Consider the following 26,135-nt stretch of genomic DNA (forward strand, 5'->3'; position numbering starts at 1 on the left):
GGCGGGCGGGCACCGAGGCGGTGCCGGGTGGTCTCGGGATTGCTCCACCCGGCACCGCGCGGGCCCCGATCGGGGGGAGTGGAGCACCGCGCGCCCAAGTCTGACAGATGGCGTGCGGTGGGACGCTATGACCCCGGGGGTATGGACTGGCGACCCGTGCCGCCCTCGAGCTGGGGGCGGGCGACGGTCGGCGCGCGCAGGTCGAAGGCGTCGTTGCGCGTGGTGACCGCGTTGGCCATCACGACGGCCACGTAGGGCAGGAAGATGGCGCCGAAGATCAGCAGCCACATGGCCAGACCCTCGCCGACGATGACCGCGCCCACGAAGCAGATGGTGCGCAGGCTCATCGACGCCAGGTAGCGCCGCTGCCGCCGTCGGATGTCCTCGTGACGGCTGGCGGAGGCGGTGGTGATGCGGACGGCGTCGTCGTCGTTGCGTGCCCTGGCCATGCTCCCGAGCCTACGTCGCTACCATCAGCCGACCCAGCCGGATGCATCACACCCGCTCCCGGCGCAGATACGTCCACAGATCCGCTCCCAGCCCGTTCGTCGCACCCAGCAGCCCGGAGGCCTCCATGTCCGACCGCACCTACCGCATCACCGAGATCGTCGGCACCTCGCCCGACGGCATCGACGCCGCCATCCGCAACGGCGTCGAGCGGGCGGCCCGCACGCTGCGCCACCTCGACTGGTTCGAGGTCACCCAGGTGCGCGGCCAGGTCAAGGACGGCGGCGTCCAGCACTTCCAGGTGGGCATGAAGCTGGGCTTCCGCCTCGAGGACGACTGACCGCGCCCCGGGGTGCCCGGTTCGGAGTACCCCGGAGTAATCACTAGCGTCGTCGAGCGTGAGCCAGAACCCCACCGACGACGCCCGTGACGACGCTGCCGCCGGCACCACGACGCAGGCCCCGGAGCCCCGGTCGGTGCTGGTCACCGGCGGCAACCGCGGGATCGGCCGCGCCATCGCCGAGGCCTTCCTCGCCCAGGGTGACAAGGTCGCCGTCACGACCCGCAGCGGCGGGGCGCCCGACGGCGCGCTCGACGTCCGCTGCGACATCACCGACCCCGCTGCCGTCGACGCGGCCTTCGCCGAGGTGGAGGCCGCCCACGGCCCGGTCGAGGTGCTGGTGGCGAACGCGGGCATCACCGCCGACACCCTGGTGCTGCGGATGAGCGAGGAGGACTGGTCCTCGGTCATCGACACCAACCTGACCGGCTCCTTCCGGCTCGCCAAGCGCGCCAGCAAGGGCATGCTGCGCCTGCGCCGGGGCCGCATCGTCTTCATCTCCTCGGTCGTCGGCCTGCTCGGCTCGCCCGGGCAGGTCAACTACGCCGCCTCCAAGGCTGGCCTGGTCGGCATGGCGCGCTCGCTGGCCCGCGAGCTCGGCTCCCGCGGCATCACCGCCAACGTCGTGGCGCCCGGCTTCGTCGACACCGACATGACCGCGGTGCTGAGCGACGAGCAGCGCGCCAGCATCAAGACGCAGGTGCCGCTGGGTCGCTACGCCGACCCCGTCGAGGTGGCCTCCGCCGTCACCTGGCTGGCCGGCGAGGGTGCCGCCTACGTGACCGGTGCCGTGATCCCGGTCGACGGCGGCCTCGGCATGGGTCACTGACCCGCCCCGCCCCAGATCCCGCACGCACCGCACGCACCGCACGCACGCACCGAACGAGAGGCACATCCCATGTCAGGCATCCTCGAGGGCAAGACCATCCTGGTCGCAGGCGTGACCATGGACTCCTCCATCGGCTTCGCGACGGCCAAGGTGGCCCAGGAGCAGGGCGCCACCGTGCTCATCTCCAACTTCGGTCGCGCGCTGGGCATCACCCGTCGCATCGCCAAGCGGCTGCCCACCGAGCCGCCCGTGCTCGAGCTCGACGTCACCGACGCCGACCACCTGGCGGGCCTGGCCGACCAGGTCCGCGAGCACACCGACCACCTCGACGGCGTCGTCCACTCCATCGCCTACGGCAACCCCGAGACCCTGCTCGGTGGCCGCTTCCTCGAGGGTCCCTGGGAGGACGTCGCGCAGGCGGTGCAGGTCTCGGCCTACTCGCTGAAGTCGCTGGCGATGGCCTGCAAGCCGCTGATGGGCGCCGGCGGCTCCGTCGTCGGCCTGACCTTCGACGCCACCGTCGCCTGGCCGGCCTACGACTGGATGGGCGTGGCCAAGGCCGGCCTGGAGTCGACCTCGCGCTACCTGGCCCGCGACCTGGGCCCCGAGGGCATCCGCGTCAACCTGGTCTCCGCCGGGCCGCTCAAGACCCTGGCGGCCAAGGCCATCCCTGGCTTCTCCGACCTCGAGGACCTGTGGAGCAGCCGGGCGCCGCTCGGCTGGGACAACACCGACCACGTGCCGACCGCGAAGGCCGTCTGCGCCCTCCTCTCCGACCTCTTCCCGGCCACCTCCGGCGAGATCGTGCACGTCGACGGCGGCTTCCACGCGATGGGCGCCTGACCCCGCCACGGCCCGGCTGGGTCGTGCCCCGCCGGTTCGCTACGGTCGCCCGATGACCTCCCTCGTCGAGCTCCGGGTCCTGGAGGGCCCCAACCTCTACTTCCCCCGCGCCGCCATCAAGCTGACGCTGGACCTCAGCGGGTTGGCCGCCGTCTCCGAGGAGCGCGCCGGGCGCCTGGCGCGGCGCATCGGGCTGGAGAACGCGCGGCCCGGGGCTCCGGAGACCGGCTTCCGCCAGCGGTTCGCGCTGCGCGCCGTAGGTCGGCTCGTGCGGGCCGTCGCACAGGAGGCCGGCACCGCGCGGCTCGCAGTCCGGGTGCGCAGCACCGCCGACCCGCACCTGATCGTCGTCGCCTACCCCTGGAAGCACCGCACCCGGGCCACCGCGATGGGTGAGGCCGTGGCGCAGGCGCTCGACGCCGTCCAGGAGGGCCGCGCGGGCGCCGCCGAGATCGAGGAGGCGGTGAGCCAGGCGGCGGAGCTGGTGGCCGCCAGCGAGCCGGGCGAGCGGCCGCGCACGATCACGCCGGCGGTGCCGGTCGTCGCCGTCACGGGCACCAACGGCAAGACCACCACCTCGCGCATGGTCGCCCACATCGGCCGGGTCGCGGGGCGCGTGGTGGGCTGGTCGAACACCGACGGCGTGTACATCGACGGCGAGATGGTGGACTCCGGTGACTACTCCGGCCCCAGCGGGGCCGGGCGGGTGCTGGCGCACCCCGAGGTTGAGCTCGCCGTCACCGAGACCGCCCGTGGCGGCATCCTGCTCAAGGGTATCGGCCTCACGCGCAACGACGTCTCGGTGGTCACCAACGTGACCGCCGACCACCTCGGGCTGCAGGGCATCGACACCGTCGACCAGCTCGCCGAGGTCAAGGCGGTCGTCCCGCGGATCACCCGGCGCAGCGGCTGGGCCGTGCTCAACGCCGACGACCCGCGGGTGTACGCGATGCGCAGCGTCGTCAAGGCGCAGCCGTGGGTCTTCAGCCGTGACGTCGACTCGCCCGGCGTCCGCGACACGCTCAGCGACGGCGGGCGCGCCACCACCGTGATCGACGGGTGGATCTGCGTGCTGACCGCCGACGCCGACCCGGACCCGCTGGTGGAGCTGGTGGAGGTGCCGATGACGCTCGCCGGCCTCTCGCGGTTCAACGTGGAGAACACCCTGGCCGCCGCCTCGGCGGCGCTCGCGATCGGGATCGAGCGGGAGAAGGTCGTCGAGGGACTCACCTCGTTCCTGCCGGACGCCGCGCACAACCCCGGCCGGATGAACTTCTTCACGATGCCGGGGCCGGGCGGCGAGGTGTCGGTGGTCATGGACCTCGCCCACAACGAGGCCGGCCTCGAGGCGATGGTCGAGATCATGAACGGCGTGCGTGCCGAGGGCGGCCGGCTGCTCCTGGGGCTCGGTGTCGTCGGCGACCGCACCGACGAGCTGATCGAGAAGCTGGCCGAGATCGCCGCGCGCGACGCCGACGTCGTCGCGATCGGGCACAAGGAGAAGTACCTGCGCGGGCGCACCACCGAGGAGCTCGACGCCCTGCTCTCGGCGGGTGCGGCGCGGGTCGGGCTGACCGGCATCCCCTCCTACCCCACGGAGCTGGCCAGCCTGTCCGCGCTCGTCGGGCAGGCACTGCCCGGCGACGTGGTCGGGCTGATGTGCCACGCCGAGCGGCAGGAGGTCTACGACTGGATCGCCGAGAACGGCGGCACGCCCGACACCCCCGCGGTGCTGGCGGCCAAGGTGCGCGCCGCGAGCACGCCGTCCGCGCCTGTGTGAGTCCCCGGGGCCCGGGTGCGGGCCGCGGGGCGCACCCCGGGCCCGCCTGGGTTCACTCGGCGGGCGCCACGTAGTCCGGGTCGGCGGCGGGGGAGTCGGGGTTGACGCCGGAGCCGGCCTGCGCCTGGGAGGACCAGGTCTCGAGCTCGGTCATCACCGCGGCGTGCTTGTCGACGCAGATCACCACGAGGTCGCCGCGGTTGGCCCGCGACATGGCGTGCCGCACGGCGTCGATCTCCTCGTGCACCTGCTCCACCTGCTTGCAGCGCGCGCCGGCGTCGATGGCGCGGCGCACGCCCTCGTGCACCAGCTCGGCCACCTCGCCGCGGGCACGGCCACGCAGTGCGGCGTCCTCGCGCACGATGACGACGTCGAAGTGCTGCGCGGCGATCTCGCCGAGCTCGCGCATGTCCTCGTCGCGCCGGTCGCCGGCGGTGGCGATGACGCCGATCCGCGAGGGGCGCGCCAGCTCGTGGGAGGACTCCAGGGACTCGCCGACCCGGTCCACGAAGTCGCCGAGCATCTTCATGCCGGGCGCGTTGTGGCAGTAGTCGACGATGACGTTGACGCCGTTGACCTCCACCTCGTTGAGGCGGCCGGGGGAGAGGTAGTAGCTGGTCGAGAAGGTGCGCAGGCCCTGCCGGATGTCGTGCAGCGGGGCACCGGCGGCGAAGGCGGCGGCCGCGGCGGCGAGCGCGTTCTGGACGTTCATCCGCGCCCGGCCACCGAAGGTGGCGGGCAGGAGGTGGGTCCAGGCCAGCTGCATCTCGCGCGGGCCGTGCTTGACGACGATCATCTCGCCGCGCTCGCTGGGGTTGAGCACCAGCGCCTTGCCGCCGCGGCGGCAGTGCGCCTCGATCATGTCGCGGGTCTCGGAGCCGGGCTCCTCCATCGAGAACCACACCACCTGGCCCGAGCAGCGGCGCCGCATCTCGCGCACCAGCGGGTCGTCGGCGTTGAGCACGGCGTGGCCGTCGCGCGGCACCGCCTCCACGAGGACGGCCTTGACGTCGGCGAGCTGCTCCACGGTGTCGATGCCGCGCAGGCCGAGGTGGTCGGGCTGCACGTTGAGCACCACGGCGACGTCGTTGCGCTCGTAGCCCAGGCCCTCGCGCAGGATCCCGCCGCGCGCGACCTCGAAGACGGCGAAGTCCACGCGGGGGTTCTGCAGCACCATCCGCGCCGAGCGCGGCCCGGAGGCGTCGGAGCGGATCAGCAGCCGCTCGTCGATGACGACGCCGTCGGTGGAGGTCATGCCCACCTTGCGGCCCATGCCCTTGAAGACGTGGCTGATCATTCGCGAGGTCGTGGTCTTGCCGTTGGTGCCGGTGACGGCCACGATCGGGATCCGCGACGTCGCGCCCGGCGGGAAGAGCATGTCGACCACCGGCTTGGCGATGAACTGCGGCTCGCCGATCGTCGGGTGGGTGTGCATCCGGAAGCCGGGGGCCGCGTTGACCTCGCAGATCGCGCCACCGGTCTCGCGGACGGGCTCGGTGATGTCGGGGCAGATGAAGTCGATGCCGGCGATGTCGAGGCCCACCATGCGGGCGGCCTCCTCGGCGATCTCGATGTTCTCGGGGTGCGCCTCGAAGGTGCGGTCGATCGAGATGCCGCCGGTGGACATGTTGCCGGTGAGCGCGAGCTTGACGGTGGCGCCCTCCGCCGGGACGTCGTCGATGCCGTCGAGTCCCTGGTTGCGGACGAGCGCCTCGGCGGCGTCGTCGAGCTTGATCCGGGTCAGCACCTTCTCGTGACCCACACCGCGGCGCGGGTCGGCGTTGGCGAGGTCGACCAGGTCGCGCACGCTCGAGGTGCCGTCGCCGGTGACCGAGGCCGGTACGCGCTCGGCGATCGCCGCCATCCGGCCGTCGATGATCAGGCAGCGGTAGTCCTTGCCGGTGATCTGGCTCTCGACCACGATGTAGCCGCGCCGGGACTGCTCGCGAGCGATCGCGAACGCCTCGCGCACGTCGTCGGGGCTCATCAGGTCCAGGCAGACGCCGCGGCCGTGGTTGCCGTCGAGCGGCTTGACGACGACGGGGTAGCCGATCCGCTCGCCGGCGCGCACGGCGCCGTCCTCGGTGCGCACGACCTCCTGCTTGGGCACGGGGAGGCCGGCGGCGCCGAGCAGGCGGGTGGTGAGGTCCTTGTCGGAGGCGACGTCGACGGCGATCGCGCTCGTCTCGGAGGTCATGGTGGCGCGGATCCGCTGGGCGTGGACGCCCTGGCCCAGCTGCACCAGCGAGTGCTGGTTGAGCCGGATCCACGGGATGTCGCGGCTGACGGCCTCGTCGAGGATCGCCTGCGTGGAGGGACCGAACGCGGTGCGCTGGGCGCGGCGGATGAAGTCCTCGAGCTCGGTCTCCCAGTCGAAGCCGGGGTCGGCCTCGACGAGGTGGTTGACCAGCTGGACGGCCAGCCGGCCGGCGGCCAGGCCGACGTGCTCGTCGGCGTAGCCGAAGATGACGTTGTAGTGGCCCTTCTGGCCCTTGACGCCACGGGTCTTGCCGCGGCGGATGTCGTGACCCACGACCTGCTGCAGCGCCAGCGCGCAGTGCTCGGCGACGTGGCCGAGCCAGGTGCCCTCGACGAGCCGCTCGGCGAAGCCGCCGCGCTTGCCGCGCGAGCAGGAGTGCTCGCGCAGCCCGGGCAGCATCTCCAGCAGCAGGTCGGTGAAGCCGGGCAGGGTGTTGGTGGGGAACTCCTCGAGCCGGCCGAGGTCGACCACGAGGTGGATGGCCTTGTCGTAGGACCAGACGTTGCCGCCGCGGTAGACCCGCGTCTCGAGGATCTGCAGGTCCGGGGTGGGGCGCTCGCTCATCGGGTGGGTCCTTCCTGCTCGGGCGCGGTGCCGGCCGGGTCGTCGTCAGGGGTAGGGGCGGGATCGTCGCCGCGGGAACGGATGCGTCGGGCCAGGCGACGGCGCAGCGCCCCGGGGGAGGCGTCGGCGGCGGCGATGTCGCGCGCCATCGCGCGCAGGTCGCGGCCGGCCTCGCTCAGCTCGGCCGCGTCCTCCTCGCTCACCTGCGCCTCGGGGGGCACCAGGGTGCGGGTGGTCAGGTCGAAGCACGAGCCCTCGGGCAGCATGTGCAGCACCACCCCGCTGGCCAGGATGGGGGCGGAGCGCTTGGCCTCGAAGGCGTTGGTGGTGATCCTGGCCGGGTCCAGCACGGTCACCGCGCCCCGGCCGATGACGCGCAGCACCTGGTGGCCCTCGTCGTCGCGCTCGACGATCGCGGCGGTGTCCTCGTCGACGCCGATGCCCAGCAGCTGGGGCGACTGCGCCACGATCATCAGCAGTCGCCCGTAGCGGTTGCGCTGGTCGAAGTGCTGGTCGATGACGGCGGCGTCGACGAGCCCGAGGCCGGCCGCCATCTGGGTCATCCGCTGCTTGGGGGTCGAGCCCGGACCACCGAAGGCCAGCATGTGGCTGGACTGGATGCTGGCGCCCGCGGAGGTGCCGCCCACGACGGCGCCGCGCTCGTGCGCGGCCACGATGGCGTCCCCGACCGGGGTGCCGCACACGATGGAGGAGAGCTTGAGCTGGTTGCCGCCGGTCATGAAGACGCCGGTGGCGGCCTCGATCTGGGCGACGCGCTCGGGGTCGTGCGCCTCCTCGCGGCTCTCGGGCCGCACCGCGACCACCTCGGTGGCTCCCTCGCGACGGAACAGCGCGTCGTAGACCCCCGAGACCTCCGGGCCGAGGGAGGACGCGGTGGGCACCACGGCGATCCGGGACTGCGGGCCGCCGGCCGCGGCCACGAACTCCTTGAGGATGGTCCGCTTGCGCAGCTTGTCCTCCGCTCCGCCGATGATCATCAGGGGTCCGTGGGGCATGGGGCACACCCTAGGGGTGTGCCGGGCTCCTAGACTGGCCCGGTGCCCGAGACCACCCCGCCCCCGAGCCCGACCGAGCGGACGCTCGTCGTCATGCGGCACGCGAAGGCGGAGCAGGCAGCGCCCACCGACGCCGAGCGGCCGCTGGCCGAGCGGGGCCACGTGGACGCAGAGGCCGCCGGTCGCTGGCTGGCCGAGCAGGGTGTGCACCCCGACGCCGCCCTGGTCTCCGCGGCGCGGCGCACGGAGGAGACCTACGCCGCCGTGGCCCGCGGCGCCGGCTGGGACCTCGCGCCCACGCTCGAGCCGGGTCTCTACGCCGCCGGCCCCGAGGCCGCCGTCGACCTGGTGCGCCTGGTCGACGACGAGGTGCGGACCCTGGTGGTGATCGGGCACAACCCGACGATGGGCTCGCTGGCCCTGCTGCTCGACGACGGCACGGGTGACGCCGACGCGTCTGCCGTCGCCGCCCAGGGCTTCCCCACCAGCGCGCTCGTGGTGTTCGCCTACGACGGCTCGTGGGCCGACCTCGCCCCCGGCACCGCCTCGCTCACCGCCTCGCACGTGGGGCGCGGCTGATCCTGGTGCCGGGCAGCCCGGTTCCGGGCAGCGCCGCTCAGACCGGCGGTGACGGCGTCACGATGCCGGCCTCGGCGTCGGCGGCCTCGATCTCCTCGCGGGAGATGCCGAGCAGGTAGAGGATCGTGTCGAGGTAGGGGACGTTGACGGAGGTGTCGGCCGCCTCCTGCACCACGGGGCGGGCGTTGTAGGCGATGCCGAGCCCGGCCGCGTTGAGCATGTCGAGGTCGTTGGCGCCGTCGCCGATGGCGATCGTGGAGGCGACGCCGACCCCGACCTCGGCCGCGAACTCGCGCAGCGCCTCGGCCTTGGCGGCCCGGTCGACCACCCGGCCCACGATCCGCCCCGTCAGGCGGCCGGCGTCGATCTCGAGCTCGTTGGCGCGGGCGAAGTGGATGCCGAGGTCGGCGGCGAGACGGTCGGTGATCTGGCTGAACCCACCCGAGACGATGGCGAACCGGTAACCCAGGCGGCGCAGGGTGCGCACGAGCGTCCGCGCGCCGGGGTTGACGACGATCTGCCCGTAGACGTCGTCGAGCACCTCGACCGGGAGCCCCTCGAGCAGCGCCACCCGGGCGCGCAGCGACTCCTCGAAGTCCAGCTCGCCCTGCATCGCCCGCTCCGTCACCTCGGCCACCTCGGCCTCGTGGCCGGCGTGCGCGGCGAGCATCTCGATCACCTCGCCCTGGATGAGCGTGGAGTCGACGTCGAGCACGATCAGCCGCATGCCGCGGCGCAGCAGCGTGGCGGGCTGCACGGCGACGTCGAGCCGCTGCTGGGCGGCCTCGCGGGCCAGCCGTGCGCGCAGCACCTCGGGCTCGACGCCGGAGACGTGCAGGTCGATCGCGGTCACGGGGTAGCGCGCCATCCGCTCGATGCGGTCGATGTTGCCGCCGCAGTCGGCGATCCGGCCGGCGATGGCGGCCATCGCGGTGGCCTTGAGCGGTGTCCCGATGACGGTCACGTGCGAGCGGCCGAGGCCGCGGGTGCGGTTGTCGCCGGACCCGCGTTCGATCTCGACGGTCATCTCGAGCGCCGCCGCGGTCTCCTCGACCGCCGACTGCAGCCGCTGCCAGTCGCGCGGCACCGTGACGAGCACGCCCAGGATCAGTCGGCGGCGCAGCAGGATCTGCTCGACGTCGAGCACCTCGACGCCGGCGCGCGCGAGCGTGTCGAAGATCGAGGAGGTGACGCCGGGCCGGTCCTTGCCGGTGAGCGTGATCAGCAGGGTCTCCGGCTTGGCCGGCGCGCGGTCGGGGGTCATCTCGGTGCCGAGGCTAACGGCTCCGCCGGCCGCCACGGGCGCGGCGTCCACCGGTACCGGTGTCGGTGGTCGGGGTCATGCTGGTCGCCGGTGCGGTCCCGCGCACCACCGACGCCAGGAGACCCGACGGACCACACCCACCACGCCCTCGACTTCGTCGAGCTCGGCGCCACGGACCTCGCCGCGACGCGCACCTTCTACGAGCGCGCCTCGGGTGGCGCTTCACCGAGTACGGGCCGGGCTACGCCGGCTTCCACGACCCGGCCCGCCCCGGGGAGGCGGGCGGCATCACCACCGCGAGCGCACCGGGGCCGGGCGGGCCGCTGGTGCTGCTCTTCTCGCGCGACCTCGACGCGAGCCTCGAGGCCTGCGGGGGACGGGTGGTGGAGGAGCCGGAGGCGTTTCCTGGTGGACGCCGGTTCACCTTCGCCGACCCCGGCGGCAACGTGCTGGGTGTCTGGGCCGAGCAGTAGGCGTGCGGCGGGTCAGGCGGGCGGCCACACCTCGGGGGAGCAGGCCGCGGTGAGTGCCCGACGCCCGGTGCGGTGCAGCGGCACCAGCGCCTCGCGCCGCTCGGCGGCCTCGGCGGCGGTGATCGCGCCGCCGTCGTCCTCCAGCGCCAGCTCGACGACGGCGAGGGCCTGCAGCGCGCGGCCGGCCAGCTCCACGCAGCGCGGTGGGACCCCGGGGGGCGCCGCGAGCGGGCCGCGGCGACGCAGGTCCATCAGCTCGTCGGCCACCTCGGGCCGCCAGCGTGCCACCTCGAGGCCGGCGAGCCGCTCGGCGGCGCTGACCAGCACCAGCCGCAGCTCGCGGTCGGCCTCGCCGACGTCGGGCAGCTGACGCCGTCGGCACGGGTGCGCGCTCCACTGCACCCCCGCGCCCACGCGCAGCGGCACGAGCGCGAGGTCGGCCTCCCAGGAGCAGACCGCCTCACCCACCTCGACGGCGGCGAGGTTGAGGTCGGCGGGTCCGCCGAGTCCCACCAGGTCCCCCTCGGCCGGGAAGGCGGCCCCGACACCGGTGGCGCCGCGCGCCCGCATCTGCGCCAGGGCGGCGAGCAGCCCGACCGGCTCGGCCTCGAGGCCCCCCACGGTGTGCGCGGCGTCGTCACCGAGGACGGCGTCGAGCAGGTCGTCCGCGGCCGCGGCGCCCTGCAGCCACGAGGTGCCCCACCAGGCGAGGACGGCGCTCACGGGCAGGGTGCTCACGAGCCCGGAGCCTACGAGGGCGGTCCGAGCGACAGCGACGGCGCCGGACTAGGGTGGCGGCCATGCCCGCCGTGCTCGAGCTCGCCGACGTCGTGGTCCGCAAGGGTCAGGCAACCCTGCTGGACCGCGTGACCTGGGTGGTCAAGGACGGCGAGCGGTGGGTGATCCTGGGCCCGAACGGTGCCGGCAAGACCACGCTGATGCAGGTGGCGGCCACCCAGGTGCACCCCACCTCCGGGGCGGTGGGCGTGCTCGGTGAGCTGATCGGCACCGTCGACGTCTTCGAGCTGCGCCCGCGCATCGGGCTGACCAGCGCCGCCCTGGCCGAGCGCGTGCCGCGCGGCGAGGCGGTGCGCGACGTCGTCGTCTCGGCCTCCTACGGCGTGCTGGGTCGCTGGCGCGAGGACTACGACGAGCTCGACCACGGCCGCGCCGAGGCGCTGCTGCGCGAGGTGGGCGTGCCGCACCTGGCGGACCGCACCTTCGGCACCCTCAGCGAGGGCGAGCGCAAGCGGGTGCTGGTGGCGCGCGCGCTGATGAGCGACCCCGAGCTGCTGCTGCTCGACGAGCCGGCGGCGGGGCTGGACCTCGGCGGCCGCGAGGACCTCGTCTCCACGCTCTCGGTGCTGGCCTACGACCCCGACTCGCCGGCCACCGTGCTGGTCTCCCATCACGTGGAGGAGATCCCGCCCGGCTTCACCCACGCCCTGCTGCTGCGCGAGGGACGCGTCGTGGAGGCCGGTCCCATCGACGACGTCCTCACGCCCGAGGCGCTCTCGGCCACCTTCGGCATGCCCCTGGTGCTGCGGCACGAGGCCGGCCGCTGGTCGGCGCGGCGCCGGGTCCGCTCCCGCTGAACCGCGCCGGCCGGCGCTGGCTGGCACTGACCCGCGCCGGCCCCGCGCTGACCGACCCGCTGTCGGGGGCGAGCGTTAGGGTGGAGGCATGGACTGGCTGCGCGACAACCTGTGGGCCACGTGGCTCGGGCTGGCCGCGCTGCTCTCGGTCGCGGAGATGTTCAGCCTCGACCTGGTCCTGATCATGCTGGCCGTCGGTGCGCTCGCCGGCATGACGGCGGCGCTGATCGGGCTCGGCATCCCCGTGCAGGTCCTCGCCGCTGCAGCGGCCTCGGTCGCCATGCTCGCGCTGGTGCGGCCCTCGCTGGCCAAGCGCTTCCACGGCGGCCCCGAGCTCAACCTGGGTCACGGCAAGCTCGTCGGTCAGCGCGCCGAGGTCACCGCCGAGATCACCGGTCTGAGCACGGGCCGGATCAAGATCGGCGGCGAGATCTGGTCCGCCTCGCCCTACGACGAGCACCTGGTGATCGCCCCCGGCGAGACCGTGGAGGTGCTGCAGATCAAGGGCGCCACCGCCTACGTCCACCCCGTCGCACGCCTGGACGGCTGAGAACACCCCAAGAACACCCGAGAACACCCGAGAACGACTCGTCCCCGCACCGGCTCGCGCCGGCCCGAGAAGGAGATCCCCGTGTCCGTCGTCCTGGTGCTCCTGGCGCTGCTGCTGGTCTTCGTGATCACGCTGCTGGCCAAGACCGTCCGCATCGTCCCGCAGGCACGCGCGGGCATCGTGGAACGGTTCGGCAAGTACAAGCAGACCCTGCCCGCAGGTCTGAACATCGTGGTGCCGTTCATCGACAAGGTGCGCTACCTGATCGACCTGCGCGAGCAGGTGGTCAGCTTCCCGCCGCAGCCGGTGATCACCGAGGACAACCTGGTCGTCGAGATCGACACCGTCATCTACTTCCAGGTCACCGACCCGATCGCGGCCACCTACGAGATCGCCAACTACATCCAGGCCGTCGAGCAGCTGACCATGACCACGCTGCGCAACATCGTCGGCGGCATGGACCTCGAGCAGACGCTCACCAGCCGCGACGAGATCAACCACGGGCTGCGCGGGGTGCTCGACGAGGCCACCGGCAAGTGGGGCATCCGCGTCAACCGCGTCGAGATCAAGGGCATCGACCCGCCGCCCTCGATCAAGGACGCGATGGAGAAGCAGATGCGCGCCGACCGCGACAAGCGTGCGCTCATCCTCACCGCCGAGGGTCAGCGCCAGTCGGCCATCCTCACCGCCGAGGGCAACAAGCAGTCCAACATCCTCAACGCCCAGGGTGAGCGCGAGTCGCAGATCCTGCGTGCCCAGGCCGACCGGGAAGCCGCGATCCTGCGTGCCCAGGGTGAGGGCCAGGCCATCCAGACGGTGTTCCAGGCCATCCACGACGGCCGCCCCGACCAGTCGCTGCTGGCCTACCAGTACCTGCAGATGATGCCGAAGATCGCCGAGGGCGACGCCAACAAGGTGTGGATCGTCCCCAGCGAGATCGGCAAGGCGCTCGAGGGCCTCGGATCGACGATGAACTCCCTGCAGGGCATCCCGCAGGAGGTCGACGGTCCGCGCACCCGAGTCGACATGGGCACCAGCGAGCCCGCGTCGTTGAGCGACGACGACGGTGTCTCGAAGGCCAACGAGGCCGTCGAGCAGGCCATCGCCGAGGCCACCCAGGCCGCGCACCCCGGACGCTCGCCCGAGGCGGCCCAGGCTGCCGAGTCGGGTGCCGGCATGCCCGCACCCGCCCAGCCGGCCCCGCCCGCGGACGACGCGCCGCCGGCCACCTCCTGACGCGAGGGTGTCGCTCTTCGAGGCGGCGGCCATCCTGCTGGCAGGCGTGGGGGCCGGGACCATCAACACCGTGGTGGGCTCCGGCACGCTGATCACCTTCCCCACCCTGCTGGCCTTCGGCGTGCCGCCGGTGGTCGCCAACGTCTCCAACAACATCGGCCTGGTGCCGGGTTCGGTCACCGGCGCGATCGGCTACCGCCGCGAGCTCGCGGGGCAGCGCAGCCGGGTGCTGCGCCTGGCCTCGGCGTCGTTGCTCGGCGCGGTGGTCGGGGCGGTGCTCCTGCTGGTGCTCCCGCCGGGGGCCTTCGAGGCGATCGTGCCCGCGCTGATCCTGCTGGGCGTGGTCCTGGTGGTCGTGCAGCCGCGACTCTCGGCGTGGGTGGCCCGGCGGCACGCCGAGCGCGGCGCCCCTGCCCGCGACCTCGCCTGGTGGGTGTGGCCCGCGGTGCTGCTCACCGGCGTGTACGGCGGCTACTTCGGCGCCGCCCAGGGCGTGCTGCTGATGGCGGTGCTGGGCATCGGGGTCCAGGAGACGCTGCAGCGGCTCAACGGCGTCAAGAACGTGCTCGCGGCCATCGTCAACGGCGTCGCGGGCCTGATCTTCGCCGTGGTGGCCGAGGTCGACTGGACGATCGTGCTGCTCATCGGCATCGGCGCGGTGATCGGCGGGCTGATCGGAGCCAGCGTCGGTCGCCGGCTCTCGCCGTTGGCCCTGCGCATGGTCATCGTCGTCGTCGGCCTGGTGGCCTTCACGGCCTTCCTGTTGCCCTGAGGGTGGCTGCGGGCGGGGGAATCAGCCGACCTTCAGCACCTGGGTGCCGCCGGCGAACGTGTCGTGCCAGCCCTGACGACGCACCGTGTCGTTGTTGATGGTGACGGCGATGAAGATGACCGCAGCCAGGCCGGCCAGGGCGCCCAGCAGTTGGCCGATGATCGGGACGATGCCGGCCAGGCTGAGCGCCAGGAAGGCGTTGCGGCGCAGCGCCTGCTCGAGCGTGGGGTGGCCGCCGGCGGGCCCCACCACCTGCAGCTTCATCACCTGCTTGCCCAGGGTGCGGCCCTGCGTGGACTCCAGGTAGGCGTAGTAGCCGAGGGAGAGGGCGACGCTGAGCGGGACCAGGACGAGGTTGTAGATGAACAGCTCACCGGTCGAGAGGAAGCGGCCGAAGGGCAGGATCGCTCCGATCACCAGGCTCACCACGAAGTACGCGACGCCCAGGATCAGCCCGTCGAGGAAGCGTGCGACGAAGCGCTCGAGCAGGCCGGCCGGCGCCCCCGCCCCGGGCGTGGGCGGCATGCCGCCGTAGCCGGGGCCGGGCTGCCCGAAGGGCGGCTGGCCGGGCTGCCCCGGGTGCGGCTGCTCGGGCGGGAACGGGGGCTGCTGGTCGCTCATGCCCTCAGCGTCCCGCTACCGCGCCGGAGCGGCAATCGGTGGACTGGTCCGGTGCCCGGGTGCTCTCAGTCCTTGAGGACCCGTGTGCCGGCGAACTTGTCGTGCCAGCCGCGGCGGGTGGCCTGGTCCTGCCCGATCGTGACGATGATGCTCACGGCGATGATCAGCGAGAGGCTGGGCGTCAGCGGCTGGTTCTCGGTCGGCATGATGCCGAGCGGGTAGAAGACCAGGAAGATGTTGCGTTTCACCGACTCGGCGAACGTGGGGAAGCTGTGCCCGTCGGGCCCGACGACGCGCAACCGCATGGCGCGCTTGCCCAGCGTGGCGCCCGTGCCGGACTCGAGCACCGCGTAGTAGCCGAGCACGATGACCGCGCCCACGACGAACAGGGCGGTGGAGACCGCGAGCCGACCGGCCGTCGAGCCGGTGACGACGAAGGCCAGCACGAACCCGGTCACGCCGCCGACCACGACGCTGGCCACCGAGATGATCATCGCGTCCAGCACGCGGGCCAGGATCCGCTCGCCGATCTCGCCCGCGCGCGGGGTGCCCGGCGTCGGAGGCGCCGGTGGGAACGGGCCCGGCGCCTGCCCCGGGAAGGTCGGGCCGCTGGGTGGAGGCGGCGGCTCCGCGCGTCGCTCGTGGACGTCGGGCGCCTCGTAGACCGGGTAGCCGTCCGGGCCGGGCCGGGCGTCGGCCCGGGAGTCGCGGGGACCCGGCGCGGGCGAGTCCTGGTCCCGCGGGTCGGGCGGGGGAGGAGGGAAGCTGCTCACGCCGTGACGGTGCCCGGTTTGCGCACGCGCAACCCGGCCAGGCCCTGCACGACCGCGAAGCAGGCCACGGCCGTGAGCCCCATGCCGATCTTCTGGTCCAGTGCCTTGGCCTGCACGCCCGCGTAGGCGGTGGCGGCGTCGGCGGCGTCGACGGCGACGCCGATCAGCACCAGGTTGCGGCGGGCGGGGTGCCCGGCCACCAGCGTGGCCAGCCCCAGTGCCACCTCGCGCGAGCCGAACCACTGCGTCATCAGCGGGGCCTCGGTGCCCTGGCCCATGCGCGGGGACACGAGGGCGGGGCGAGCGAGAGCGGCGGCGCCGATGGCGATACGACCGAGGGAGAGGCCGGTGACGGGATTCATGGACCGGAGGCTAGCGCGCCGCACGCACCCGCGGGCCGAGAACCGGCCGCCACCACGGGGTGTCGTCGGCGGCAGCGGGGGCCCAGCGATCGCTCGTCCACTCCTCGTCCGGCAGCTCGGTCTGCACCTCGGCGCCGGCCCGCACCCAGCGCGGGTGACCCAGGCAGGACCGCGGAATCGTCGCCGTGACCGCATGCGCGGCGGCCCGCACCCGCAGCGCCTCGCACGACACTCCGAAGGAGATCCACCCGTACCCGCCGCACTCGTCGAGCTCGGGGCGTGTCGGCTTGCCGGGGTCGGACAGCGATCCCTCGACGCCGTCGGCTTCGGGGCCGGTGGGGAGGTCGATGTCGAGGTCGATGTGGCGTCTCTCGGTCTGCAGCGGCACTGACACGCGCGCCGGGCCGGCGTCCAGATCGCTGATGACGACAGTCACGCGCACAGACGAGCGCGTGTGCCGCACCCCCAGCCGTCGGATGTCTCCCCGCGGCGCGGTCCGCTCGCTGACACTGCCACAGGGAGGCGGCTCGGGCGAGAACGTGAAGGCGACGGCATCACCGGCGGCGTCGTCGCCCCGCCAGGCGCCCTCGGCCGCCCGAGCGTGCGTCGGCGCGGCGAGCAGGAGGATCGCGGCACAGAGCAGCGCGGAGAGGGCACGAGATCGTGTCACCCGAGCATCCTCGTCGACGGAGTGCGATCGCGTCGTCGATTCCGGCGACCGCGTCGACGCTCGTTCTCGCCGGGGCGGCGGGCGGGGTCAGAGCAGCGTGCGAGGGGGCGGGGCGACGTAGGCGCCGAGCCAGCGACCGAGCTCGGCGTAGACCCGGGCGCGCGGCTCGGCACGCGAGAGGACGACGTCGTGCCGGGCGCCGGGCACGGCCACGTAGGTGACGTGCGGACCGACGGCGGTGGCCCACTGCCGGATCTGCCGCACGTCGAGCACGATGTCGGTGCTGTGCACGTCCTCGCCCATCTGCGCCGGGTAGGCGGTCGCTCCCGAGCTGAGCACGAGCACCGGGCAGGCGACCTCGAGCCCGGCGTGCAGCTCGGCGTGCGCGCGCCGGACGGCGTGCAGCCAGCCGGCGCGCACCGGGAAGGAGTCGATCGGCTTCCACCGCAGGTCGAAGTCGTACTCGCCCTCGTGGTCGCGGTGCAGGCTGCGTGCGTAGAAGCCGGGCACGGCGCGCTTGATCTCGCGCAGCGGGGTGCGGGCCGCCATCCGGGCCAGCACCTGGGTGGCGGGCAGCGAGCGCAGCCAGGCGGCACCCTGCAGGTCGAACCACGGGGAGTTGAGCACCAGCCCGGCCAGCTCGGCGGGTCGTCGGGCGTTCGCCCACAGCGGCGTCGTCAGCCCGCCGGTGGAGTGCGCGGAGACCACCACGTGGTCGTGGCCGTCGCGTCGCACGATCCGGTCCCACGCCAGGTCGAGCTCCGCGTAGTAGTCGTGCAGGTCGTCGACGTAGGTGGGCGTCTGGTGCGGCCGCCAGGACCGGCCGTACTTGCGCAGGTCCACGGCGTAGACGTCGTAGCCGCGGTCGAGCCACCAGGTGGCGTACTCGGTGTGGAAGAAGTAGTCGGCGAAGCCGTGCACGTGCAGGACCGCCCGACCGGTGGGCCGCGCGCAGCGGCGTCGCACCAGCGTGAAGCCGAGCGGGCCCTCCTCGTCGGGTGGCAGCCCGATGGTCTCGGCCTCCCAGGGCTCTCCCAGCACGTCGACGGTGAACTCGGACGGCATGGGCACAGCATGGCAAATGCGCCTGGGTTACGTTGCCGGGGTGCCGATCCCGGACTTCGTCGTCGAGCTGCGCCGCCACGTGGGCCAGTCGAGGCTGTGGCTGCCCGCCGTCACCGCCGTCGTGGTGCACGAGCGGCGGCTGCTGATGGTGCGCCGCGCCGACAACGGCGCCTGGACGCCGATCACCGGCATCATGGAGCCCGGCGAGGAGCCAGCGGTGGCTGCCGTGCGCGAGGCCCTCGAGGAGACCGGGGTCCAGGTGCGGGCCGATCGCCTGGCGCAGGTCAGCTCCGGCCACGAGGTCACCCACGCCAACGGCGACCTGGCGGTCTACCTCGACCTCACCTTCGCCTGCTCCTACGTCTCCGGCGAGGCCCACGTGGCCGACGACGAGTCCAGCGACGTGCACTGGTGGCCGCTGGACGACCTGCCGCGGATGACACCGGTGCTCACCGGCCGCGTGGAGGCGGCGATCTCCGGGGAGAGCGCTGCTCGCTACGTGGGGTGAGCGGCGGCGCGCACCAGGCCGGCCAGCAGGCCGACGTCCTCGGCGGTCTCCGGGTGCCACTGGACGGCGAGGCAGAACCGGTCGCCGGGCAGCTCCATGGCCTCCACCGTGCCGTCGTCCGCACGCGCCGTCGCGACGTAACCGGGGTGGGTGCGCACCGACTGGTGGTGGTGGCAGGCCACGGTGAGCGCCTCGCCGACGAGGGACGCCGTGCGGGTGCCGGGCACCGTCGCGACCTCGACGCGCCCGAAGGCGTCGCCGCCGGGCGAGTGCTGCTCGTGGCCGACGAGCTCGGGGGTGTGCTGGTCGAGCACGCCACCGGCGTGCACGGCCATCAGCTGCATGCCGCGGCAGACGCCGAGCACCGGCAGGCCCCGCGCCTCGGCGGCGTCGAGCAACGCCAGCTCCCACGCGTCGCGGTCGGGGCGCCACCCGGCGGTGCGGGCGTGCGGCGTCTCCCCGTAGCGCGCCGGGTCCACGTCGGCACCCCCGCTGACGACGAGCGCGTCGAGGCGGGCGACGACGGCCTCGGCCGCGCCCACCTGGGCCACCGGCGGTAGCAGCACGGGCAGGCCGCCCACCGCCTCGACGGCCCGCGCGTACTGCGCAGGCAGCACGTCGGCGGCCTGGCGCCACACACCCCAGGCCGCCTGCTCGCGGTAGGCCGTCAGCCCGACGAGCGGCGTGCTCACAGCGGCGTGACGTACGCGCCCGAGATGCCGCCGTCGACCAGGAAGGTGTTGGCGGTGATGAACGAGGACTCGTCGGAGGCGAGGAACAGCACGGCGTTGGCCATCTCCTCCGGCTCGCCGAAGCGGCCCATGGGCACGTGCACCAGGCGTCGGGCGGCCCGCTCGGCGTCCTTCGCGAACAGCTCCTTGAGCAGCGGGGTGTTGACCGGGCCCGGGCACAGTGCGTTGACGCGCACCCCCTGCCGCGCGAACTGCACACCGAGCTCGCGGGTCATCGAGAGCACGCCCCCCTTGGAGGCGGAGTAGGAGATCTGCGAGGTCGCAGCACCCATGACGGCGACGAACGAGGCGGTGTTGATGATCGAGCCCCGCTCCTGCTCGAGCATGTGGGGGAGCGCTGCCTTGCAGCACAGGTACACCGACGTCAGGTTGACCTCCTGCACCTTGCGCCAGGCGTCGAGGTCGGTTTCGAGGATGGAGTCGTCCTCGGGCGGGCTGATGCCGGCGTTGTTGAACGCGATGTCGACCGACCCGTAGGTGTCCTTCGCGGTCTGGAAGAGCGCGTCGACCTCCTCCTTGCTGGTCACGTCGACGTGCACGTAGGTGGCGACGGACTCCCCACCCAGCTGCCCGACGAGCTGGTGCCCGCGCTCGTCGTCGATGTCGCCGACCGCGACCTTGGCCCCCTCCTCGACGAAGCGCTGGACGGTGGCGAGGCCGATGCCGGAGCACCCGCCGGTGACGACCGCGACGCGGTCCTGGATACGTCCTGCCATGGGGTGGGGCCTCCTCGAGGTCGGTGGTGCACGGGATCGGGGAGCGCCGCTCTCGTGTCGGAGCGGTGCTCAGGTTTGATGGCCGGTTGCTGGTGGTCGGCGGCTAGTGGCCGATGAAGACGTTCTTCTCCTCGGTGAACGACATCGGTGCGTCGGGGCCGAGCTCGCGACCCAGCCCGGACTGCTTGTAGCCGCCGAAGGGCGTCCAGTACCGCACGGCGGAGTGCGAGTTGACCGAGAGGTTGCCCGCCTCGACGGCGCGCGCCACCCGCAGGCCGCGGCCGAGGTCGCGGGTGAAGATCGAGCCGGACAGTCCGTACTCGGTGTCGTTGGCGAGGGCGACGGCGTGCGCCTCGTCGTCGAAGGGCATGACGGCGACCACGGGTCCGAAGACCTCCTCGCGCCAGATGCGGGCGGCCGGGTCCTCGACGGCGACCACGGACGGCGCGACCCACCACCCGGCGCCCCCGGGGGCCGGCGCGGCGAAGGCCACCTCGGCGTCGTCGAGGTAGCCGCGAACCCGGTCGCGCTGCTGGGCGGAGACGAGGGGCCCCATCTCGCTGGTCTCGTCGCTGGGATCGAGCACCCGCATGCCCTCGACGGCGGGCTGCAGGTGGGTGAGGAACTCGTCGTAGGCGGAGCGCTCCACCAGGATGCGCGAGCGCGCGCAGCAGTCCTGCCCCGCGTTGTCGAACACCGCCCCCGGGGCCGCAGCGGCCGCGGCGGCCAGGTCGGTGTCGGCGAAGACGATGTTGCTGCTCTTGCCGCCGAGCTCGAGGGTGACCCGCTTGACCTGCTCCGCGCAGCCGGCCATGACGCGCTTGCCCACCGCGGTGGATCCGGTGAAGCACACCTTGCGCACCAGCGGGTGGGTCACGAACCGCTCGCCCACCACGGGCCCGCGCCCCGGCAGCACCGTGAGCACGTGCTCGGGCAGGCCGGCCACGAGCGCCAGCTCACCGAGGCGGATCGCCGTGAGCGGCGTCAGCTCGGCGGGCTTGAGCACCACCGTGTTGCCGGCGGCCAGCGCGGGGGCGAGCCCCCAGCCCGCGACCGGCATCGGGAAGTTCCACGGCACGATGATGCCGACGACGCCGAGCGGCTCGTGGAAGGTGAGGTCGGTGCCGCCGGGGACCGGGATCTGGCGGCCGAAGAGTCGCTCGGGCGCGCCGGCGTAGTAGTTGAGGCAGTCGCGGACGTTGCCGGCCTCCCAGCGGGCGTTGCCCCAGGTGTGCCCGGCGTTGCGCACCTCGATCTCGGCGAGCTCCTCCACGTGGGCGTCGACGACGGCCGCGAACCGGCGCAGCAGTGCCGCCCGCTCGCCCGGCGCGACGGCGCGCCACGCGGGGAAGGCCTCGTGCGCGGCGGCGATGGCGGCGTCGGTCTGCTCCAGGCTCGCCATCGCCACCTCGGCGATGAGCTGCTCGGTGGCCGGGTTGAGCACGGTGAACGTGTCGGTCATGGGGGACTCTCGCTCGACGGGACAGGGGAGGAGGCGCCGGCACGACCCGGTGCCGCCGCGACGGGGGCGGGGTTCAGAGGCGCTCGAAGCCCCGGCGCAGCTCCCAGTCGGTGACGGCGGCGCCGTAGGCGGCCAGCTCCACGTCGGCCATGTTGACGTAGTGGTCGACGACGTCGCCACCCAGGGCCGACCGGACGACCTCGGAGGTGGCGAACCTCTCCCGGGCCGCCGCCAGCGTGCGGGGCACGTGGGGGTGGTCGGAGGCGTAGGCGTTGCCCACCAGCTCGTCCTCGAGCGGCAGCTCCTGCTCGATGCCGTGCAGGCCGCCGGCGATCATGGCGGCCAGCGCCAGGTAGGGGTTGACGTCGGCGCCGGGCAGCCGGTTCTCCATCCGGGCCGAGGGCCCGCGCCCGACCAGCCGCACCGCGCAGGTGCGGTTGTCCAGACCCCAGCCGATCGTCGTCGGGGCGAAGGAGCCGTCGGCGTAGCGCTTGTAGGAGTTGATGTTGGGTGCGTAGAGCAGGGTGAAGTCGGCGGCGGTGGCGAGCACACCTGCGACGAAGTGGTCGTAGAGCGCGCTGCGCTCGCCCTTCTCCTCGTCCCAGAACACCAGGCTGCCGTCGGTGCCGCGCAGTGAGAGGTGGATGTGGCAGGAGCTGCCCTCGCGCTGGTCGTACTTGGCCATGAACGTGATCGCCTTGCCCTGCTGGGCGGCGATCTCCTTGGCGGCGTTCTTGTAGACGGCGTGGTTGTCGGCGGAGGTGAGCGCCTCGGCGTAGAGGAAGCCGATCTCGTGCTGCCCCAGGTTGCACTCACCCTTGGCGCCCTCGACGTCGAGCCCCGCGGCGTACATGTGGTTGCGGATGGCGCGCAGCAACGGCTCCACCCGCGTCGTGCCGAGGATGGAGTAGTCGATGTTGTACTGGTTGGAGGGCACCAGGTCGCGGTAGCCCGAGCTCCAGGCCTGCTCGTAGGTGGTGTCGAAGGAGATGAACTCCAGCTCGGTGCCCGCCAGCGCCTCCCAGCCCTGCTCGCGGCAGCGCGCCAGCTGGGTCTTGAGGATGGTGCGGGGGTCCTGCAGCACCGGCGTGTGGTCGGGCCAGGCGAGGTCGCACTGCACCATCGCGGTCGCGGGCAGGTGGGTGAGCAGGCGCAGGGTGCCCCAGTCGGGCACGAACTCCATGTCGCCGTAGCCCTTCTCCCACGACGTGATGGCGTAGCCGTCGACGGTGTTCATGTCGACGTCGACGGCCAGCAGGTAGTTGCACCCCTCGGTCCCGGCCGACAGGGCGACGTCGAGGAAGTACGCGGCGTGCAGGCGCTTGCCCTGCAGCCGACCCTGCATGTCGGTGAACGCCATGACGACGGTGTCGACGCTGCCCTCGGCGATGAGGTGCCTCAGCCGGTCGAGGGTGAGCATCCGGTCGTTGGTGGGCCGGTCGGTGCCCTCGGTCAGGTCGGCCATGGTCAGCTGAGCCCCTTCTCGGCGTCCTCGATGGCGGCGAACTCCTCCTCGGGGGCTCCCGTCACGATGTGGTGGCGGCTGTAGAAGTAGAAGTAGGCGATGGCGAGCGCGAACACGCCGGCGGTCACGAGGATGACCCGCTGGTCCACGAGGTACCCCGCGACGACGGCGACCAGCGCGAGCACCAGCGCGATGCCGGTGGTGACGACGCCGCCGGGGGTCCGGTAGGGGCGCTCGAGGTCGGGCTCGCGGACCCGCAGGACGATGTGGGAGAGCATCATCAGCACGTAGGAGATGGTGGCGCCGAAGACCGCCACCAGGATGAGCAGGTCGCCCTGGTTGAGCACCGCCATCGCGAAGCCGATGATGCCGGGCACGATCAGCGCCAGGTAGGGCGTCTTGCGGCGTCCGGTCTTGGAGAGCACCGTGGGCAGGTAGCCGGCGCGCGAGAGCGCGAAGGTCTGGCGCGAGTAGGCGTAGATGATCGAGAAGAAGCTGGCGATCAGGCCGAGCAGCCCGACGATGTTGACGAAGGTGCTCACGGCGGTCGAGCCGCCGTAGGCCACCTCCAGGGTGTCGACCAGCGGGTTGCCGGAGTCGGCGATGGTGCCGGCCCCGGCGGCGCCCGGGGCGACGACGAGGATCAGCGCCGCGAACGCCAGCAGCGTGAGCATCGCCGCGATGATGCCGCGTGGCATCGAGCGCGCGGGGTCCTTGGTCTCCTCGGCGGCCAGCGGCACCCCCTCGACGGCGAGGAAGAACCAGATGGCGTAGGGCAGCGCGGCCCAGACGCCGATCAGCCCGAACGGCAGCAGCTCGCTGGCCCCGGCGGCGTCGGTGACCGGGATGTCGGTGAGGTTGGACGCGTCGAACTTGAGCGCGGCGGCCACCACGAAGACGAGCAGCGCGACGACCGCGATGGCGGTGATCACGAACATCAGCTTCAGCGCCTCGCCGACGCCGTAGATGTGCAGCCCGATGAAGGCGATGTAGAAGACCAGGAACACCAGCGGCCCGGAGACGCCGATCAGCGAGTCGACGTAGGCGCTGATGAAGTTGGCGATGGCCGCCGGAGCGATGGCGTACTCCACGAGGATCGCCGTGCCGGTGAGGAAGCCGCCCCAGGGTCCGAGCGCCCGGCGGGCGAAGGCGTAGCCGCCGCCGGCGGTGGAGATGGTGGAGGAGAGCTCGGCCAGGCCGAGCACCATGCACAGGTACATGACGGCCATGACCACCACGGCGATCGCGAACCCGCCCCAGCCGCCCTCGGCCAGGCCGAAGTTCCAGCCGGCGAAGTCACCGGAGATGACGTACGCGACGCCGAGCCCGGCCAGCAGCACCCAGCCCGCCACGCCGCCCTGGAGCTGGCGCTCCTGGAAGTAGGCGTCGTCCTGACCGGTGCCGGTGGGCTGCCCCGGGCTCGTGCCGGCGCGCGGTGTCGATGGCTCTGCGGTCATGGTGGTCCCCGTCCCCGTCGTCCCCGCGCTCTGCGGTTCTCGGAGGCTAGGCCCACGCGGAGGCGCCCACAAGGACATGGGCGTATCGGAACCGTGTCGGTCCAGCAACGCGGACCGCCCGCCCCCCCGGTGGGGGACGGCGGGCGGCCAGCGGTTGCTGCGGGTGTCAGACGGAGGTGGGGTCCTCGATGACGCCCTCGGCCTCGGCGTCGTGGGGGGCGGGCAGGGTGGCCTTGCCCTCCTCGACCTTGGCCTGGATGCGCTTGCCGATCTCCTCGTCCACGTTCTTCCAGTACTCGAAGACGCGGGGGAGGACCTCGTCGCTGACGCCGCCGAGCACGTGGCCGGCCACGTTGCCGACGAAGCGCTCGCGCTGGGCGTCGTCCCAGACGTCGTTGACCAGCGCGCGGGCCTGGCCGAAGTCGTCGTCGTCCTCGCGCAGCCGGTAGGCCTCGCGGGTCATCTCGCCGTCGAGCTCCCAGGAGTCCTCCGGCGGGCCGGTGAGGTCGCTGTAGCCGCGGCCGTAGGAGTTGGCGGCGTAGACCGGCGCGTCCCCGCTGTGCTCGTAGGCCATGGGGCCGTCGAAGTGGTAGGTCTGCGCACCCTCGACCCGGTGCTTGTTGACGGGCAGCTGGTGGTAGTTCGGGCCGATCCGGTAGCGGTGGGTGTCGGCGTAGGCGAACACCCGACCCAGCAGCATCTTGTCGGGGCTGAACCCGATGCCCGGGACGATCGCCGACGGCTCGAAGGCTGCCTGCTCGATCTGGGCGAAGAAGTTGTCCGGGTTCTTGTTGAGGGTCATCTTCCCGACCGTGTGCAGCGGGTAGTCGCTGTGCGGCCACACCTTGGTGAGGTCGAAGGGGTTGAACCGGTAGGTCTTGGCCTCCTCGTAGGGCATCAGCTGCACCTTGAGCGTCCACGACGGGAAGTCGCCGCGGCCGATGGCCTCCTGCAGGTCGCGGCGGTGGAAGTCGGAGTCCTCGCCGGCCAGCTTGTTGCCCGCCTCCTGGGTGAGGTTCTTGACGCCCTGGTCGGAGTGGAAGTGGAACTTGACCCACGTCTTCTCGCCGGCCTCGTTGATCCACAGGTAGGTGTGCGAGCCGTAGCCCTGCATGTTGCGCCACGAGGCGGGCAGCCCGCGGTCGCCCATCAGCCAGGTGACCTGGTGCGCCGACTCGGGGTTGAGGGTCCAGAAGTCCCACTGCATGTCGTTGTCGCGCAGGCCGGTGCCGCCGCGGCGCTTCTGGCTGCGGATGAAGTGGGGGAACTTCATCGTGTCGCGGATGAAGAACACCGGGGTGTTGTTGCCGACGAGGTCCCAGTTGCCCTCGGAGGTGTAGAACTTCAGCGAGAAGCCGCGGGGGTCGCGCCAGGTGTCGGGGGAGCCCTGCTCACCGGCGACGGTCGAGAACCGGGCGAGCATGTCGGTGCTGGTGCCGGCCTGGAACATGGCGGCCTTGGTGTAGGCGCTCATGTCCTCGGTGCACTCGAAGACGCCGAAGGCGCCGCTGCCCTTGGCGTGCACGTTGCGCTCGGGCACGCGCTCGCGGTTGAAGTGCGCCATCTGGTCGATGAAGTGGTGGTCGTGCAGCAGGAGCGGGCCGGTGTCGCCGGCGGTGAGCGAGCTGCGGTCCGAGGGCGCGGGCGCGCCCGTGGGCGTGAACGAGCCGCCCTGCGGGCGGTCCTGGGTGTGGGTCATGGGTGGTGCGACTCCGTTCGTCGTCGTGCTGCGGTGC

At 72.7% G+C, this 26,135-nt stretch carries 27 protein-coding genes; 11 read left to right on the forward strand and 16 right to left on the reverse strand.

Going from position 1 to position 26,135, the window contains the following annotated elements; translation table 11 throughout:
* Positions 1-125: 125 nt before the first annotated feature.
* Positions 126-449, reverse strand: coding sequence for a DUF3099 domain-containing protein (locus tag ABD948_RS15960; protein WP_345267593.1), 324 nt, complete (start codon positions 447-449; stop codon positions 126-128).
* A gap of 125 nt (positions 450-574) precedes the next feature.
* Here ABD948_RS15960 and ABD948_RS15965 point away from each other — a divergent pair, with 125 nt between their 5' ends.
* From ABD948_RS15965 to ABD948_RS15980, 4 genes are all read left to right on the forward strand, one after another.
* On the forward strand, positions 575-787 hold the full coding sequence (locus tag ABD948_RS15965) for a dodecin (protein ID WP_345267595.1): 213 nt from the start codon (positions 575-577) through the stop codon (positions 785-787).
* A gap of 136 nt (positions 788-923) precedes the next feature.
* Positions 924-1,616 carry a beta-ketoacyl-ACP reductase gene (locus ABD948_RS15970; protein ID WP_345268031.1) on the forward strand — a complete coding sequence of 231 codons (693 nt, stop codon included), beginning with the start codon at positions 924-926 and terminating at the stop codon, positions 1,614-1,616.
* A gap of 69 nt (positions 1,617-1,685) precedes the next feature.
* The gene (gene fabI, locus ABD948_RS15975) at positions 1,686-2,459 is read left to right on the forward strand and encodes an enoyl-ACP reductase FabI (protein WP_345267596.1); all 774 of its coding nucleotides are present in this window, start codon (positions 1,686-1,688) and stop codon (positions 2,457-2,459) included.
* Positions 2,460-2,511: 52 nt separating this feature from the next.
* The gene (locus ABD948_RS15980) at positions 2,512-4,239 is read left to right on the forward strand and encodes a Mur ligase family protein (RefSeq protein ID WP_345267598.1); all 1,728 of its coding nucleotides are present in this window, start codon (positions 2,512-2,514) and stop codon (positions 4,237-4,239) included.
* Positions 4,240-4,291: 52 nt separating this feature from the next.
* On the opposite strand, the gene cphA is transcribed toward ABD948_RS15980, so the two are convergent.
* Both cphA and ABD948_RS15990 read right to left on the reverse strand, forming a co-directional pair.
* Entirely contained in the window at positions 4,292-7,063 is a 2,772-nt protein-coding gene (gene cphA / locus ABD948_RS15985; protein WP_345267600.1) for a cyanophycin synthetase, read from the reverse strand.
* The gene (locus ABD948_RS15990; protein WP_345267602.1) at positions 7,060-8,079 is read right to left on the reverse strand and encodes a cyanophycinase; all 1,020 of its coding nucleotides are present in this window, start codon (positions 8,077-8,079) and stop codon (positions 7,060-7,062) included. The genes cphA and ABD948_RS15990 overlap by 4 nt, the downstream gene beginning before the upstream one ends.
* A 42-nt stretch (positions 8,080-8,121) precedes the next feature.
* Between ABD948_RS15990 and ABD948_RS15995 the strand changes: the two genes are divergently transcribed.
* Positions 8,122-8,658 carry a SixA phosphatase family protein gene (locus ABD948_RS15995; RefSeq protein WP_345267604.1) on the forward strand — a complete coding sequence of 179 codons (537 nt, stop codon included), beginning with the start codon at positions 8,122-8,124 and terminating at the stop codon, positions 8,656-8,658.
* A gap of 37 nt (positions 8,659-8,695) precedes the next feature.
* Here the strand turns inward: ABD948_RS15995 and serB are convergent, their stop codons facing one another.
* Positions 8,696-9,922, reverse strand: coding sequence for a phosphoserine phosphatase SerB (gene serB / locus ABD948_RS16000; protein ID WP_345267606.1), 1,227 nt, complete (start codon positions 9,920-9,922; stop codon positions 8,696-8,698).
* 326 nt (positions 9,923-10,248) lie between these two features.
* Here serB and ABD948_RS16005 point away from each other — a divergent pair, with 326 nt between their 5' ends.
* On the forward strand, positions 10,249-10,395 hold the full coding sequence (locus ABD948_RS16005; RefSeq protein ID WP_345267608.1) for a VOC family protein: 147 nt from the start codon (positions 10,249-10,251) through the stop codon (positions 10,393-10,395).
* 12 nt (positions 10,396-10,407) lie between these two features.
* On the opposite strand, the gene ABD948_RS16010 is transcribed toward ABD948_RS16005, so the two are convergent.
* Positions 10,408-11,133: a hypothetical protein gene (locus ABD948_RS16010; RefSeq protein ID WP_345267610.1), complete on the reverse strand. Its 726-nt coding sequence runs from the start codon at positions 11,131-11,133 to the stop codon at positions 10,408-10,410.
* Positions 11,134-11,195: 62 nt separating this feature from the next.
* Here ABD948_RS16010 and ABD948_RS16015 point away from each other — a divergent pair, with 62 nt between their 5' ends.
* The 4 genes from ABD948_RS16015 (at position 11,196) to ABD948_RS16030 (ending at position 14,548) form a co-directional block, all read left to right on the forward strand.
* Complete coding sequence (locus tag ABD948_RS16015) at positions 11,196-11,990, forward strand: ABC transporter ATP-binding protein (protein WP_345267612.1); 795 nt, start codon at positions 11,196-11,198, stop codon at positions 11,988-11,990.
* Between the two features lie 88 nt (positions 11,991-12,078).
* On the forward strand, positions 12,079-12,540 hold the full coding sequence (locus ABD948_RS16020; protein ID WP_345267614.1) for an NfeD family protein: 462 nt from the start codon (positions 12,079-12,081) through the stop codon (positions 12,538-12,540).
* 111 nt (positions 12,541-12,651) lie between these two features.
* A complete protein-coding gene (locus tag ABD948_RS16025; protein WP_425576626.1) occupies positions 12,652-13,776 on the forward strand; it encodes an SPFH domain-containing protein in 1,125 nt (374 codons plus the stop codon).
* Between the two features lie 7 nt (positions 13,777-13,783).
* Positions 13,784-14,548, forward strand: coding sequence for a sulfite exporter TauE/SafE family protein (locus tag ABD948_RS16030; RefSeq protein WP_345267618.1), 765 nt, complete (start codon positions 13,784-13,786; stop codon positions 14,546-14,548).
* Between the two features lie 21 nt (positions 14,549-14,569).
* Here ABD948_RS16030 and ABD948_RS16035 read toward each other — a convergent pair whose 3' ends face one another.
* The 5 genes from ABD948_RS16035 to ABD948_RS16055 form a co-directional block, all read right to left on the reverse strand.
* The gene (locus ABD948_RS16035; RefSeq protein ID WP_345267620.1) at positions 14,570-15,169 is read right to left on the reverse strand and encodes an RDD family protein; all 600 of its coding nucleotides are present in this window, start codon (positions 15,167-15,169) and stop codon (positions 14,570-14,572) included.
* A 65-nt stretch (positions 15,170-15,234) separates the two neighbouring features.
* Complete coding sequence (locus ABD948_RS16040) at positions 15,235-15,942, reverse strand: RDD family protein (RefSeq protein ID WP_345267622.1); 708 nt, start codon at positions 15,940-15,942, stop codon at positions 15,235-15,237.
* Entirely contained in the window at positions 15,939-16,304 is a 366-nt protein-coding gene (locus tag ABD948_RS16045; protein WP_345267623.1) for a hypothetical protein, read from the reverse strand. The genes ABD948_RS16040 and ABD948_RS16045 overlap by 4 nt, the downstream gene beginning before the upstream one ends.
* A gap of 10 nt (positions 16,305-16,314) precedes the next feature.
* Entirely contained in the window at positions 16,315-16,974 is a 660-nt protein-coding gene (locus ABD948_RS16050; RefSeq protein WP_345267625.1) for a hypothetical protein, read from the reverse strand.
* Between the two features lie 87 nt (positions 16,975-17,061).
* Positions 17,062-18,039, reverse strand: coding sequence for an alpha/beta hydrolase (locus tag ABD948_RS16055; RefSeq protein ID WP_345267627.1), 978 nt, complete (start codon positions 18,037-18,039; stop codon positions 17,062-17,064).
* Between the two features lie 40 nt (positions 18,040-18,079).
* Between ABD948_RS16055 and ABD948_RS16060 the strand changes: the two genes are divergently transcribed.
* A complete protein-coding gene (locus ABD948_RS16060) occupies positions 18,080-18,547 on the forward strand; it encodes an NUDIX hydrolase (RefSeq protein WP_345267629.1) in 468 nt (155 codons plus the stop codon).
* Here the strand turns inward: ABD948_RS16060 and ABD948_RS16065 are convergent.
* The 6 genes from ABD948_RS16065 to ABD948_RS16090 all read right to left on the reverse strand — a co-directional run bounded on the left by ABD948_RS16065 (position 18,535) and on the right by ABD948_RS16090 (position 26,098).
* Positions 18,535-19,239, reverse strand: a complete 705-nt coding sequence (locus tag ABD948_RS16065; RefSeq protein ID WP_345267631.1) for a gamma-glutamyl-gamma-aminobutyrate hydrolase family protein — start codon at positions 19,237-19,239, stop codon at positions 18,535-18,537. The two genes, ABD948_RS16060 and ABD948_RS16065, sit on opposite strands and share 13 nt — an antisense overlap.
* Positions 19,236-20,015 carry a 3-oxoacyl-ACP reductase gene (locus tag ABD948_RS16070; RefSeq protein ID WP_345267633.1) on the reverse strand — a complete coding sequence of 260 codons (780 nt, stop codon included), beginning with the start codon at positions 20,013-20,015 and terminating at the stop codon, positions 19,236-19,238. The genes ABD948_RS16065 and ABD948_RS16070 overlap by 4 nt, the downstream gene beginning before the upstream one ends.
* A gap of 103 nt (positions 20,016-20,118) precedes the next feature.
* Positions 20,119-21,477 (reverse strand): aldehyde dehydrogenase family protein, encoded by a 1,359-nt coding sequence (locus tag ABD948_RS16075; protein ID WP_345267635.1) that lies wholly within the window; start codon positions 21,475-21,477, stop codon positions 20,119-20,121.
* A 73-nt stretch (positions 21,478-21,550) separates the two neighbouring features.
* Positions 21,551-22,942: a glutamine synthetase family protein gene (locus ABD948_RS16080; RefSeq protein ID WP_345267637.1), complete on the reverse strand. Its 1,392-nt coding sequence runs from the start codon at positions 22,940-22,942 to the stop codon at positions 21,551-21,553.
* A gap of 2 nt (positions 22,943-22,944) precedes the next feature.
* The gene (eat, locus tag ABD948_RS16085; RefSeq protein WP_345267639.1) at positions 22,945-24,399 is read right to left on the reverse strand and encodes an ethanolamine permease; all 1,455 of its coding nucleotides are present in this window, start codon (positions 24,397-24,399) and stop codon (positions 22,945-22,947) included.
* Positions 24,400-24,565: 166 nt separating this feature from the next.
* The gene (locus ABD948_RS16090; protein ID WP_345267641.1) at positions 24,566-26,098 is read right to left on the reverse strand and encodes a catalase; all 1,533 of its coding nucleotides are present in this window, start codon (positions 26,096-26,098) and stop codon (positions 24,566-24,568) included.
* Between the last annotated feature and the right edge of the window lie 37 nt (positions 26,099-26,135).

The sequence above is a fragment of the Nocardioides nanhaiensis genome (assembly GCF_039542785.1).
Classification (GTDB): domain Bacteria; phylum Actinomycetota; class Actinomycetes; order Propionibacteriales; family Nocardioidaceae; genus Nocardioides; species Nocardioides nanhaiensis.

What these genes read in the sequence shown, in the direction of transcription:
- ABD948_RS15960 (WP_345267593.1), bottom strand. Translation starts at nt 449, where the DNA reads ATGGCCAGGGCACGCAACGACGACGACGCCGTCCGCATCACCACCGCC.
- ABD948_RS15965 (WP_345267595.1), top strand. Translation starts at nt 575, where the DNA reads ATGTCCGACCGCACCTACCGCATCACCGAGATCGTCGGCACCTCGCCC.
- fabI (WP_345267596.1), top strand. Translation starts at nt 1,686, where the DNA reads ATGTCAGGCATCCTCGAGGGCAAGACCATCCTGGTCGCAGGCGTGACC.
- ABD948_RS15980 (WP_345267598.1), top strand. Translation starts at nt 2,512, where the DNA reads ATGACCTCCCTCGTCGAGCTCCGGGTCCTGGAGGGCCCCAACCTCTAC.
- cphA (WP_345267600.1), bottom strand. Translation starts at nt 7,063, where the DNA reads ATGAGCGAGCGCCCCACCCCGGACCTGCAGATCCTCGAGACGCGGGTC.
- ABD948_RS15990 (WP_345267602.1), bottom strand. Translation starts at nt 8,079, where the DNA reads ATGCCCCACGGACCCCTGATGATCATCGGCGGAGCGGAGGACAAGCTG.
- serB (WP_345267606.1), bottom strand. Translation starts at nt 9,922, where the DNA reads ATGACCCCCGACCGCGCGCCGGCCAAGCCGGAGACCCTGCTGATCACG.
- ABD948_RS16015 (WP_345267612.1), top strand. Translation starts at nt 11,196, where the DNA reads ATGCCCGCCGTGCTCGAGCTCGCCGACGTCGTGGTCCGCAAGGGTCAG.
- ABD948_RS16020 (WP_345267614.1), top strand. Translation starts at nt 12,079, where the DNA reads ATGGACTGGCTGCGCGACAACCTGTGGGCCACGTGGCTCGGGCTGGCC.
- ABD948_RS16035 (WP_345267620.1), bottom strand. Translation starts at nt 15,169, where the DNA reads ATGAGCGACCAGCAGCCCCCGTTCCCGCCCGAGCAGCCGCACCCGGGG.
- ABD948_RS16045 (WP_345267623.1), bottom strand. Translation starts at nt 16,304, where the DNA reads ATGAATCCCGTCACCGGCCTCTCCCTCGGTCGTATCGCCATCGGCGCC.
- ABD948_RS16055 (WP_345267627.1), bottom strand. Translation starts at nt 18,039, where the DNA reads ATGCCGTCCGAGTTCACCGTCGACGTGCTGGGAGAGCCCTGGGAGGCC.
- ABD948_RS16070 (WP_345267633.1), bottom strand. Translation starts at nt 20,015, where the DNA reads ATGGCAGGACGTATCCAGGACCGCGTCGCGGTCGTCACCGGCGGGTGC.
- ABD948_RS16075 (WP_345267635.1), bottom strand. Translation starts at nt 21,477, where the DNA reads ATGACCGACACGTTCACCGTGCTCAACCCGGCCACCGAGCAGCTCATC.
- ABD948_RS16080 (WP_345267637.1), bottom strand. Translation starts at nt 22,942, where the DNA reads ATGGCCGACCTGACCGAGGGCACCGACCGGCCCACCAACGACCGGATG.
- eat (WP_345267639.1), bottom strand. Translation starts at nt 24,399, where the DNA reads ATGACCGCAGAGCCATCGACACCGCGCGCCGGCACGAGCCCGGGGCAG.
- ABD948_RS16090 (WP_345267641.1), bottom strand. Translation starts at nt 26,098, where the DNA reads ATGACCCACACCCAGGACCGCCCGCAGGGCGGCTCGTTCACGCCCACG.